General features: G+C 60.1%; 11 protein-coding genes. 10 read left to right on the forward strand and 1 reads right to left on the reverse strand.

Going from position 1 to position 12,454, the window contains the following annotated elements:
• Positions 1–19 precede the first annotated feature (19 nt).
• The 5 genes from smc (at position 20) to HMPREF2975_RS09085 (ending at position 7,936) form a co-directional block, all read left to right on the forward strand.
• Entirely contained in the window at positions 20–3,541 is a 3,522-nt protein-coding gene (smc, locus tag HMPREF2975_RS09065; RefSeq protein WP_070727203.1) for a chromosome segregation protein SMC, read from the forward strand.
• Between the two features lie 76 nt (positions 3,542–3,617).
• Positions 3,618–3,986, forward strand: a complete 369-nt coding sequence (locus HMPREF2975_RS09070; protein ID WP_070727205.1) for a hypothetical protein — start codon at positions 3,618–3,620, stop codon at positions 3,984–3,986.
• An 18-nt stretch (positions 3,987–4,004) separates the two neighbouring features.
• A complete protein-coding gene (ftsY, locus tag HMPREF2975_RS09075; RefSeq protein ID WP_070727207.1) occupies positions 4,005–5,159 on the forward strand; it encodes a signal recognition particle-docking protein FtsY in 1,155 nt (384 codons plus the stop codon).
• 66 nt (positions 5,160–5,225) lie between these two features.
• Positions 5,226–6,818, forward strand: a complete 1,593-nt coding sequence (ffh, locus tag HMPREF2975_RS09080) for a signal recognition particle protein (protein ID WP_058236708.1) — start codon at positions 5,226–5,228, stop codon at positions 6,816–6,818.
• 8 nt (positions 6,819–6,826) lie between these two features.
• Positions 6,827–7,936: an amidohydrolase family protein gene (locus HMPREF2975_RS09085; protein ID WP_070727209.1), complete on the forward strand. Its 1,110-nt coding sequence runs from the start codon at positions 6,827–6,829 to the stop codon at positions 7,934–7,936.
• On the opposite strand, the gene HMPREF2975_RS09090 is transcribed toward HMPREF2975_RS09085, so the two are convergent.
• A complete protein-coding gene (locus HMPREF2975_RS09090; RefSeq protein WP_141757400.1) occupies positions 7,892–8,887 on the reverse strand; it encodes an inositol monophosphatase family protein in 996 nt (331 codons plus the stop codon). The genes HMPREF2975_RS09085 and HMPREF2975_RS09090 overlap by 45 nt on opposite strands.
• Before the next feature lie 262 nt (positions 8,888–9,149).
• Between HMPREF2975_RS09090 and rpsP the strand changes: the two genes are divergently transcribed.
• The 5 genes from rpsP to rplS all read left to right on the forward strand — a co-directional run bounded on the left by rpsP (position 9,150) and on the right by rplS (position 12,399).
• Entirely contained in the window at positions 9,150–9,677 is a 528-nt protein-coding gene (gene rpsP / locus HMPREF2975_RS09095; RefSeq protein ID WP_070727214.1) for a 30S ribosomal protein S16, read from the forward strand.
• Positions 9,677–9,916, forward strand: a complete 240-nt coding sequence (locus HMPREF2975_RS09100; RefSeq protein ID WP_058236712.1) for an RNA-binding protein — start codon at positions 9,677–9,679, stop codon at positions 9,914–9,916. The genes rpsP and HMPREF2975_RS09100 overlap by 1 nt, the downstream gene beginning before the upstream one ends.
• 79 nt (positions 9,917–9,995) lie before the next feature.
• Complete coding sequence (gene rimM, locus HMPREF2975_RS09105; protein WP_070727216.1) at positions 9,996–10,505, forward strand: ribosome maturation factor RimM; 510 nt, start codon at positions 9,996–9,998, stop codon at positions 10,503–10,505.
• Positions 10,506–10,509: 4 nt separating this feature from the next.
• Positions 10,510–11,874 carry a tRNA (guanosine(37)-N1)-methyltransferase TrmD gene (trmD, locus tag HMPREF2975_RS09110; protein WP_070727218.1) on the forward strand — a complete coding sequence of 455 codons (1,365 nt, stop codon included), beginning with the start codon at positions 10,510–10,512 and terminating at the stop codon, positions 11,872–11,874.
• 171 nt (positions 11,875–12,045) lie between these two features.
• On the forward strand, positions 12,046–12,399 hold the full coding sequence (rplS, locus tag HMPREF2975_RS09115; protein WP_058236715.1) for a 50S ribosomal protein L19: 354 nt from the start codon (positions 12,046–12,048) through the stop codon (positions 12,397–12,399).
• Positions 12,400–12,454: the final 55 nt, after the last annotated feature.

Genomic DNA, 12,454 nt, shown 5'->3' on the forward strand with positions numbered 1-12,454 from the left:
TTTACGTATTCTTAAAGACGTGCACCTGAAAAATTTAACGTTACGAGGCTTTAAATCCTTTGCTTCGGCGACAACGCTGCGTCTAGAACCCGGCATCACGTGTGTAGTCGGCCCGAACGGGTCGGGCAAATCGAACGTCGTCGATGCTCTTGCCTGGGTCATGGGCGAACAAGGTGCCAAAACGTTGCGCGGTGGACAGATGGCGGACATCATCTTCGCCGGAACATCCTCGCGAGCACCGTTGGGGCGTGCTCAAGTTGATCTGACCATCGACAACACCGATCGGGCTCTGCCCATCGACTACTCAGAAGTGACGATCTCGCGCACATTGTTCCGCGGTGGGGGATCAGAATATGCCATCAACGGCACCCCAGCGCGCCTGCTCGATGTTCAGGAACTCCTGTCCGACACGGGTATGGGCAGACAGATGCATGTCATCGTGGGTCAGGGACAACTCGATCAGATCCTCTCGTCAACACCTGAGGAGCGTCGAGGTTTCATCGAAGAGGCCGCCGGTGTTCTCAAGCATCGCCGACGTAAGGAACGCGCCCTGCGCAAGCTTGAGCAAATGGATCAGAATCTGGTGAGGGTCCTCGACCTCACGCAGGAAATCCACCGCCAGCTTGGCCCACTGGCACGCCAGGCTGCAACGGCCCGCCGTGCACAATCGATACAGGCTCGTGTTCGTGACGCAAAGGCACGCCTGATTGCAGATGAGATCGTTGACCTGCGCGACCGCCTGAATGCGCACGACGAATCCGACCAGATGCGTACCCAGAAAACTCAGGAATTGCGTGTTCAAGCGCGCGAGCTGACAGAAAGTATTCAACTTTGTGAACAGCGCGAACGCGAAGCCGATCCGCGTTTGACTGAGGCGAATACCGGTTGGCGTGACCTTACTGCGATCGGGGAGTCCTTGCGCGCAACAGTTCTGATGACCCGCGACAAGATTGCCTCCCTCGAACGTCCACTTGATGCGCCCTCCGGTGACGATCCTGACGAACTGGACAGGCGTGCCGATGAGGCCAGTGCCGAGGACGCTGAGCTTCTGCGCACAGTAGAAGAGTGCCGACGGCGCCTGCAGGAGGCTATCAGTGCTCGTGAGGAGGCGGAGCAGCGTGATGAAGAAGCCCACGGGAGGCTGTCCGGCATCACGCGCCAGATAGCGGATCGACGTGAGAAGATCGCACGTCTGACAGGCGACGTCGAATCTGCGCGCTCACGCCTCGTAGCTGCCGAAGCTGAGGAAAATCGAGCAGAAGAACTGGTGCGCGCCGCGCGCAAACGTCAGGAGGAAGCCGAGAAAGCCCTCCAAAAGACGCCTGCTCCCGATGGCGAGGGTAGCGAAGACACTGCTGCGCGCAACCACTCGCAGGCTTCCGTCAAACGCGATGAAGCCCGAAGTCAGGTTGACGCTTTGGTGGCGCGTGAGCGGGAAGCACGCGCCGAGCGAGCCAGGTGGGAGTCGCGCCGTGACACGTTGGCTGAGCAGCTCGCACCCGACGACGCAACTTCGACATTGGCAGGCCGCTCCGGTGTCCTCGGAACGGTCCCTGAAGCCTTGACCATTGAGCCGGGCTGGGAAGATGCCATTGCCGCAGCACTGTTCCCGCTGGCTGATGCCGCGATCGTCGACGGAACGGCGAACGGAATAGATTGCCTGCGTCACGCCCGCGAACACCAACAAGGACAGATGCGCATGATGCGCGCCGGTGACGGCGACGGCAATAACGAGGTGGAACAGCAGCCACGTGGCCCCCTTCCGTCTGGAGCGCGCTGGGCGCTGGACGTCATCACCCACGCGCACTCGGTTTCGCGCAGCGTCACGAAGCTGCTCGAAAGCGTCGTCGTGTGCCGGGATCTCGACGAAGTGCAGGACCTGCTGGAGCATCCCGGCGTTCGAACAGTGGTTACGTCCAACGGTGATGTTGTCACGGGGGAGTCACTGATCGGATCTGGCCACTCCACTTCCTCGGTGTTGAGTGTGCGCGCTCAGTACGAACAGGCCGTTGAGGGAGCGCGCCACGCCCTCGATGACGAACAGAAGGCCTCTGAACAGCTGGTTCACGCAAATGAGGTACTCGATCAGGCGATCCGCGCTGCCAACGACGCGCTCAAAGCCTTGCGTGCCCAGGACTCGCAGCGCGCAAAGCTCGCTGAAGCATACGCGCGCGCCCAGTCGGCAGCCAAGGCTGCTCAGGCAGAGACACAAAGGTGCGAGGCGACCGCACGTAAAGTCGCCGAGCATGTTCAATGGGCACGCAGCCAGGTGGATACCGCCGACGAGCGGCTGAGCACCTCCAAAGACATGGAACCGGCTCCCGACGCTGAGCCAGCTCAACAGAGAGCAGGCGAAGCCGCGCGCATAGCCCGCGAAGCTCGCGAACATGAGACGGCCACGCGTCTGGAACTTCGCACCAATGAAGAACGGTCGAGACAAAGCGGAGGAAGGGCTCGAGCTCTCAGGCAGGCAGCAGCGCGCAGCCGTGAGGAGCGCAGCCGATACGCCCAACGTGAGGACCAGCGCCGGCGCAAGCTGCTCATTGCCCAACGCGTTGCCGAACAGGCTCAGTACGGCGTGGACGTTGCCGCTCGAATCGTTGAGCACTGGGAACACCTGCGCGCCGAAGCTGAATCACTGCGTCAGCAGTCAAGCCATGAGCGCATCGAATTGCGCGCCGCGCTCGATGCCGTCAATGCTGAAATTGCCGAGATCACCGGCCTGGCGCACCAGGACGAAATCGCACGTGCACAGACCATGATGCGCTTGGAACAGGCGACCGCCCGGTCGATGGAGGAACTCAGCCTGGAAGCTGACCAGCTCATCGAAGAATTCGGCCCCCATAACCTCGTGCCGGATTTTTCAGGCGAGGGCGACCCGACTGCCTTTTCGCGCCCCGAACAGGAAAAGGCACTGGCGGCTGCTGAACGTGACCTGGCAAAACTTGGCCGCGTGAACCCACTGGCACTGGAGGAACACGAAGCACTGTCCAAGCGCCACGAATTCCTGGTTTCCCAGGTCAATGATCTGAAATCGTCGAAAACCGATTTGCTGCATATCATTGACGACGTCGATCGCCTGGTCGAAGAAGCATTCACCACCGCGTTTAACGACACGCGCGAACAGTTTGCCCACACCTTCGAGGTCCTTTTCCCCAACGGCGAGGGCAACCTGACGCTGACGGATCCAGATTCGATGCTGACAACGGGCATCGAGATCGAAGCCAGGCCGGCGGGCAAGAAGGTCAAGCGCCTGTCACTGCTGTCCGGCGGAGAACGCTCCCTGGCAGCTCTGGCATTCCTCATCGCCATCTTCAAGGCGCGTCCCTCACCGTTCTATGTCATGGACGAGGTTGAGGCCGCCCTCGACGATGTGAACCTGACGCGATTGCTCGAAATCTTCCGGGAGCTGCAGGAAGAAAGCCAGCTGATTGTTATCACCCACCAGAAACGCACGATGGAAATCGCTGATGCGCTCTACGGCGTGACGATGCGTGACGGGGTCACAACCGTCGTCTCGCAGCGCCTGGCAGATGCTTAGGAGATCACAGATAACAAATTGAGCATGTGCGGCGTTTACTGTGGCTCTCGCTGGCGTTACACATGACAATGAAGACATGTTTGGTTCTCTTGTGGTCATCGTGCTGACAACGTTGGTTGTTGTGGCTCTGGCAGGAGGCGTCCTGGCAAGCCTGGCCTTGTCACGCCGAGGCGCCCAATCATGGCAGTCTCTTTGGAAAGACCAGTCGAAACGCTGGGCTGACCCGGCGCGAACAGATGAGGACGCGGATATCGATCCTCAGCTTGTCAGCCTGGACACGATGCTCCGGAGCAATGGGCGAGACGGCTCGGCGTATGTCGATGCGACCGACCTGCCTGGATATGAACGCCTCGAGGATGCAGCAGTACGTGTCGAAGAGGCGGCCACACGCATGGAGGCTGCATCGCGGCGCGGACGCGTGCGTAAAATGCAACTCACGCATTAAATAGGCCATGATAGGACTATGAACACTTTCACCGATTTTGTGACAAGTCCGATCGGTCTGGTATGCCTGTTGGTTCTCGTTGCCCTTGTGGGCGTGGGAATCTGGTGGGGCGTACGAGGACGACAGTCCAGCCCCGAACTTGAAGAACGCCGCACACCCACTATTGAGAGCGGTCAGACCACTGCGGCTCCTGACGTTGAGACGCAACCGCGTACCGAAACCCCTGAATCCGTTCCCTCCCGCATGCAGCGTCTGCGCGGACGCCTCGCGCAGTCTGGCACTATCGGACATGCGCTCCTTTCAGTTCTCTCGCGCGCGCAGCTCAACGCGGCAGACTGGGAAGAGATCGAAGATTCACTTCTGATGGCCGACCTGGGATTGCCGGCCACCGAAGAACTCATGGAGCGGCTGCGCACCCGCGTCAAGGTTGAGGGACATTCAGATGCCGAGTCAGCCCGCACGATTGTACGTGAAGAGCTTCTGGCACTGGTCGACCCGACTATGGATCGTTCCCTGCATTGCGAGCCGCACATTGATGAAAACGGCACCAAGGTCAGTGCGTCTGTGCTGGTGATCGGCGTCAATGGAACAGGTAAGACGACGACGATTGGCAAACTGGCCCGGTTGCTTGTCGCACAGGACAAGACAGTCCTGCTCGGTGCTGCTGATACATTCCGCGCCGCAGCGGCTGACCAGCTGGAGACGTGGGGCAACCGCGTGGGGGTTGACGTGGTCCGATCCGACCGTGAAGGCGCCGATCCCGCATCCGTCGCTTTTGATGCCGTACACCGCGGTGTCGACGACGGCGTTGACGTCGTGATTGTGGACACGGCGGGCCGACTGCAGAACAAGTCAGGTCTGATGGATGAGCTCGGGAAAGTCAAGCGCGTCATGGAACGTGTCAGTCCCGTTGACGAGGTCCTCCTGGTCCTCGATGCGACGACCGGCCAAAACGGTATGCGCCAGGCGGAAATTTTCGCAGAAGTGGCTGGAGTGACAGGAATCGTCCTGACGAAGCTGGATGGCACCGCAAAGGGCGGAATCGTGGTGTCGGTCCAAAGGGAACTCGGAGTTCCTGTCAAGCTGGTGGGGCTGGGAGAGGGCGTCGACGATCTGGCGCCCTTCGATGCCGAGTCATTCATTCAGGCAATTGTGGGACAGCCTGCCACGTAAGCACACGGCGCCGTGGGTGCGCTAGTGTAAGACCATTGCGTCCACATCGGAGAAGGAAGGGATCCAGTGTTCTCCAACCTGTCAGATCGTCTCACTGAGTCGTTCAAACAACTTCGCGGGCACGGTATTCTCAGCGAATCTGACGTTGATGAAACAGTCAGTCAGATCCGACGCGCCCTGATTGACGCTGACGTTGCCCTTCCTGTCGTCCGCGAATTTACCGCCGCGGTGCGTGAACGCGCTTACGGAGCGACCCGCTCACAGGGTCTGAACCCCAGTCAGCAGGTTGTGCGTATCGTGCGCGACCAGCTGGTCGAAACCCTCGGCGGCGAAACGCGTGAACTCCACTTCGCTGACCGGGGGCCGACCGTGTTCATGCTGGCCGGCCTTCAGGGTGCCGGTAAGACAACCCTTGCCGGCAAGCTCGGCAAGTGGCTGACGGAAGAAGGCAAGAAGGTCATGCTGATTGCATCGGACCTTCAGCGCCCAAATGCCGTCCAGCAGCTGCAAGTTCTGGGCGAGCGTGCCGGAGTCAAGGTGTGGGCACCGGAGCCGGGGAACGGAGTCGGTGATCCTGTCTACGTGGCGCGAACCGGCGTCAACTACGCCATCAACAATGGTTTCGACGTGGCAATCGTCGATACCGCTGGGCGCCTCGGTGTTGACCGGGAAATGATGGATCAGGCAATCGCGATTCGTGACGCCGTCAATCCGCACGAAATCATGTTCGTCCTGGACGCAATGGTTGGCCAGGATGCCGTGCAGACATCGACCGCGTTCAGGGATGGCGTCGGCTTTACCGGTGTCGTCTTGTCGAAACTTGACGGCGATGCCCGAGGCGGCGCTGCGCTGTCCGTACGCGGCGTGACCGGTGCGCCGATCCTCTTTGCCTCAACGGGCGAAGGTCTTGACGATTTTGAACGATTCCACGCAGACCGCATGGCCGGCCGAATTCTTGATATGGGTGACGTTCTGACCCTGATCGAGCAGGCCGAAAAGAAGATGGATCAGGAGGAAGCCGAGAAGGTCGCTGAGAAGGCCATGAGTGGCCAGCTCACCCTCGAAGACTTCCTCAACCAGCTCCAGCAGGTCCGCAAACTCGGATCCATGCGCAAGGTTCTGGGAATGATTCCGGGAATGGCGCAGATGAAGGACCAGCTCGCCAACTTCGATGAGTCAGAAGTCAACCGTGTCGAAGCAATCGTCCGTTCCATGACGCCCGCCGAACGCAACGACGTCAAGATTCTCAACGGATCGCGCCGTGCCCGTATTGCCCGCGGTTCAGGTACCACGGTGACGGAAGTCAACGCACTGGTCAAGCGCTTCGAAGCAGCCCGCGAGATGATGGGTCAAATGGGCGCTGCCGGCGGCTTCCCCGGAATGGGGAATATGCCGGGACATGGTGGCCGCGCCAAACAGCGTGAAGATGCACGCCGTGCCAAGGCTCAGCGTGCGCGCGTGAAGAAGAAGGCGCGTTCAGGAAACCCAGCCAAGCGTCGCCAGCAGGAACTCGAAGCAATGCTTCCAGCCAGTGAACGCAGGAACAATGCGTCCTCGTCGGGTAGCGCATTCGGCATTGGTCAGGGCCAGGGCGCTGCCCAACGCCCCTCTATGGACCAACTGCCCGAGGATATTCAGCGCATGCTGAACGGATTCTGACGGATATCATGCGCCTGACAGGAACAGCTCTGTGGCGTCCCTCCTCAGACGGGTCGCAGCCCGCCGCATGGACGCAAGGCTCCTGGTCGATTTGTGACGGCAGAATCTCCACGGCCGCACAGCCTCGGGCCGCGGATGAAGAGGAACTGACCGGGTGGATCATTCCCGGCCTCGTTGACGTGCATTGTCACATTGGCCTGGGTCCTCACGGTCCTGTCGATCAGGAAACACAGATTCGGCAGGCTCAAGCGGACCGCGACAGCGGAGTTCTGCTCATGCGTGACTGCGGCAGTCCTGTCGATACGTCGCATATTCAACACGATCCCACATTGCCGCACTTGATCCGCTGCGGCACACACCTGTCACGCCCTAAACGCTACATTCGTGGCATTTCGCGCGAACTGGCCACGCCCTCGCAACTGCCTGAAGCGGTCGCACAGGAAGCGGCCCGCTCGGATGGATGGGTCAAAATCGTGGGGGACTGGATCGACCGCAGTGAAGGATCAGAATCGGATCTGCGCCCCCTGTGGCCAGGTGAGGTCCTGCGTGACGCAGTTGCCGCCGCGCACGAATCTGGCGCGCGCCTGACCGTTCACACGTTTTCTCACGGAGCAATCGACGATCTGCTGGCAGCCGGCGTCGACGGAATCGAACACGGTTCCGGTATGGACGATGATCAGCTCAGTGAGGCCAGACGGCAAGGTGTTGTCATCACACCCACGCTCTGCCAAATCGAACTCTTCGAATCCTTCGCGCAGGCTGCCGACGGCAAGTTCGCGCGCTACGCGCAGACCATGCGCACGCTTTACGAGGGACGACACGACCATTATGAGCGCCTCTTCGATTCAGGAGTCCACCTGCTTCCCGGAACAGATGCCGGCGGCTACCAGGATCACGGATCCCTTCCAGCAGAACTTGCCCGATGGCACGCGGCAGGCTTGCCGCCAGCCAAGATTCTCGACATCGCGACCTGGCAGGCTCGCGACGCCCTCGGCTATCCCAGTCTGTATGATGGCGCGCCAGCTGACTGCGTGGTCTACGAGGCCGATCCTCGTGCAGACATTACCGAACTGTCACGACCGGTCGCCGTCATCTTGGGCGGGACGCGCGTCGCCTGAGCGCCGGCTGTCAGCCTGGTGAAGAAGCTCCTGGAGGACGGGGGCCTCCATCGAGCCGACCCACGCTGCCACGCCTGGACGCACTCCGTCGGGAAGATCAGTGCCCATCGGGGCATTCACGACGTTCCCGCCTGCCACTTTGACCATGTGGATACCGGCTGCCACATCCCACGGCTTCATCGTCCCGGCCAGCATTGCACCAGCCCTTCCAGACGCGACCATCGCCAGGTCGAGGGCTGCGGCACCTGGCCGACGAACAGCCTGATACGTTGACGCCAGGCGAGCGTATTCTTCAGCTGAACCGGCAGGATCGTCAATGAATGAATGCAGTGACGGGTGATATGACAGCACGACCGCGTCTCGCTCGCTCGTGGGACCCTGGGCGTGAATGTCGATGTCTTCCTCGTCAGTGCGCAGCCACGCATGAGTGAGATCAGCGAGGAACAGGTGATCCATGATCGGAGCATTGATTGCGCCAGCAACGACTGCGCCGTCCAGCTCAGCAGCGATTGACGTGTTGAAATAAGGCATTCCGGCTGCGAAATTCGCCGTCCCGTCGATGGGGTCGACGATCCACCTGACGCGCTCAGCCAGCGACGTACAGCGGCGCCTGGCACCCTGAACTAGGGGGGATGTGGGAAATTCGAAGTGCTCGGTGAACTCCTCGGTCGGCCCGTCGAATTTTCGGGGCAGGGTGCGTTCACCAGTTTCCTCACCCAGTACGCGTGAGCCCGGAACAAAATAGCCCAGGAGAACATGCAGCGCAGATTCCACGCGCTTGTCATGTACAGTGACCGGATCGTGGTGGTCAGCTTTGAAGTCAACGGATTCAACGTGGCTGACAGCGCGCCGCAGATAGCTGGCCACGGCGCGCGCTGCAGCCCCCGCCAGGATCGCCAGGTCGTGAGCAATGCGCTCATCATCATTCGTGACGTCACCATGTGTGCTCATAAGGCTATTGTGGTGTTTCGCCCACTGAATTTCCACTTCTCGTGAGCCCTCGTCGTGATCGATCACACGCCAGGAAACAGAGGATGAGAGGAACAAGATCTGGGAATTGAGACCGATGCGTGGCACAATGGAGTGCTGTACCCGGTCGAGGGTTGGTCCCTCTCACCACTCGAGACTGTGTCCAGGATCTATCGTGACATCGTGTTTCCCACCGATACCATGTGCGATCCAACCCGAGTTAGAAACAGGAGTGACCACACAAGTGGCAGTTCGTATTCGTTTGAAGCGCATTGGTAGGATCCATGCGCCCTTCTACCGCGTCGTTGTCGTTGACCAGCGTAAGAAGCGCGATGGTCAGGTCATTGAAGAGGTCGGCATCTATGATCCGACCCGCGACCCCTCCATCATTAAGATCGACTCCGAGCGCGCGCAGTACTGGCTTTCAGTGGGTGCGCAGCCCTCGAACACGGTGCGTAACCTGCTCGTGCTGACCGGTGACATTGCCAAGTTCAACGGCAAGAAGGACGCCGTCTCGCGCGTCAAGGTCGCTGAGACCGATCAGTCAGCAGAAGCCGAAAAGGCCATTAAGGCCGCTGAGGAAGATGCTGAAAAGCGTAAGGCCAAGGTTGCAGCTGAAAAGGAAAAGGCCGAGGCTGAAGCCAAGGCTCAGGCTGAGGCTGAAGCAGCCGAGGCAGCCGAAGCTGAAACCGACGCCCCAGCCGAAGAATCCGCAGAAGAACCGGCTGCCGAGGCAGCCGAGGCTCCAGCTGAGGAAAAGGACGCTGAGTAATGCTGGCCGATGCCTTGGAACACCTTGTCAGCGGAATTGTTGACAATCCTGACGATGTGCGTGTCACGCGGCGGTCGATCCGGCGCGGGCAGCTGCTGGAAGTTCGGGTTAACCCGGATGATCTGGGTCGCGTGATCGGCCGGTCGGGTCGCACCGCACGCGCACTGCGCGCCGTGATGAACGGCCTGTCGACTCGCGGCTCCGTCAGGGTTGACGTGATTGATACTGACCAGGAGTAACAGCGCCAAGGCTGTATATGGCATAGGTGTGGGGTCCGCTCATCATGAGCCGGACCCCACAACACCGTGAGGAGCAAAGATGCAGCTCAGAGCGGCAGTGGTGGGGACGGCCCACGGCCTGAAGGGCGAAGTGTACGTGACAGTCACGACGGACCGGCCCCAGGCGCTGGCTCCCGGCACCACTGTGCACACCTCTCACAGCGAATACAGCACTTTGACGATGCGATCTTTGCGTGCACACAAAGACCGCGTCCTGGCGGGCTTCGAAGAAATTTCCACCCGCGAACAGGCTGAGGACCTGCGCGGCACGGAATTAATGGTGGATGCCCTCGATGAGGATGACGCGTGGTATCCCCACCAGCTCACCGGACTGGAAGCCGTCACTTTGCTGGGCGAACACCTGGGAACAGTCACCGGTATGCAGCCCGGAGCTGCGCAGGATCTTATCATTGTCGATGCCGATGGCCGGGAAGTACTGGTGCCATTTGTCAGCGCCCTGGTACCGGAAGTCAACGTGGACGAGGGAACCATGACGATTGATCCGATTCCGGGTCTGTTCGACGATAACTACGACTTGGACGGAGAATAGCGGCGTGCGAATTGATCTGCTCACCATCTTCCCGCACTACTTTGACGTCCTGGACCTGTCCCTTCTGGGCAAGGCCCAGGACGCGGGTCTACTCGACATTCACACCCATGATCTGCGTCAATGGACAACGGATCGTCATCGCACTGTCGATGACGCGCCGTACGGCGGGGGAGCAGGAATGGTGATGCGGCCCGACGTGTGGGGCCGCGGCATCGACCAGGTTCTGAGTGTCGACCTGGCTGATTTCCACTCTGACTCCGCCCGAAGAGTCCTCGCGATTCCGACCCCGTCCGGCACGCCGCTGGATCAGCGCCGTGTGGAAAAACTAGCCGAAGTCGACCAGATCATCCTTGCCTGCGGACGATATGAAGGTATCGATCAACGCGTTGCCGACTTCTACCGCGAGCAGGAAGTGGAAGTCCTCGAATACTCCATCGGCGACTACATCCTCAATGGCGGCGAGGCCGCAGCACTCGTCCTGATCGAATCCGTGTCACGACTGCTCGAGGGTGTCCTCGGCAATCCTGAATCTCTTGACGAAGAATCCTATGGGCCCGATGGCCTGATCGAATATCCCGTGTATACCAGGCCCAGATCGTGGCGCGGCATTGACGTGCCCGACGTGCTCACCAGCGGCAACCACGCCGACATTGACCGGTGGCGCCGTGATCGATCACTGGTCAGAACTGCTCACCGTCGGCCCGACCTCATTGATCGGCTCGATGCACAATGCCTGTCAACCCGCGACAAGGAAGTGCTGGCCGGTGCCGGCACGATCATCACCCCCAGGCGACGCGATGTCATGATACGGCTGGCGCGTGAAGGGGAAGCAGAGGCTCTTTCTGAGCTTGCAGCCAACACGTTCCCACTGGCATGTCCGGACTACGTCAGTCAGGACGATATTGCAGCCTTCATTGAGGAAAGCCTGTCTCCCAGCGAATTTGAACGCATGCTCGCGTCCCCGTCCGTCTACCGGATCCTGGTCGCGCAGTTGCGCGGTGCTTCATCGGAGCTGATCGGCTACACCCTGACTATTCTGTCCGGGCCCGACGGAATGCCTACCCAGATGGTGCGGCCTGGGAAGCTTGAGCTAGGGGCGGCATATCTGTCCAAATGCTACGTGAGAGAATTCTGGCAGGGGTCAGGTGTGGCCGGAGCGATGATCGAGCGTGCGGTCGCAGATGTGGAAGCTCAGGGGCGCAACTCACAGATTGCCCTGGGAACCTCGATCGCCAATAAACGCGCTCAGACGTTCTACAAGCGTCATGGTTTCTCAGTGGCCGGCAGGCGCACGTTCATGGTGGGGGAGAAAGCCAATATCGATGACGTATTCGTGCGTAACATCACGCCGCGATCACGCCACGAATAGCTCACAGGACTTGGGAAGCACCCGATTCTTGTGGCACACTAGAACGTCAGATCAGCTGGGCGTAGCCTGCCGCGGGGGGAGCGCCAGAAAGCACGATCTGCTCAAGAATTGCGGACCAAGATCCGCCGTATAAACGGGACTGACCTGCGGCAGAAACGTTGAGGAGTAAAAATGCAGAAACTGGATGCTGTTGATGCACCGTCATTGCGCGATAACATTCCGGTTTTCCGTGCTGGAGACTCGGTGAAGGTTCACGTACGAGTCGTTGAAGGTAACCGTAGCCGTATTCAGGTCTTCCAGGGGATCGTTATTGCACGCCGTGGTCACGGCGTGTCCGAGACGTTCACCGTCCGAAAGATCTCATTCGGTGTCGGCGTTGAGCGTACCTTCCCGATCCACACGCCTACCATTGACCACATTGAGGTCACTTCCCGCGGTAATGTGCGCCGCGCGAAGCTGTACTACCTGCGTGATCGTCATGGCAAGGCGGCGCGTGTGCGCGAGCACCGCGAGTTCACTGAGTGAACGAGACTCACGAGCGCCCGGTACCTCCACGGTACCGGGCCTCAGTTTCAGAGGA

Origin of the sequence: Actinomyces sp. HMSC065F12, from assembly GCF_001814535.1 — a bacterium.
Taxonomy (GTDB): Bacteria; Actinomycetota; Actinomycetes; order Actinomycetales; family Actinomycetaceae; genus Pauljensenia; species Pauljensenia radingae_A.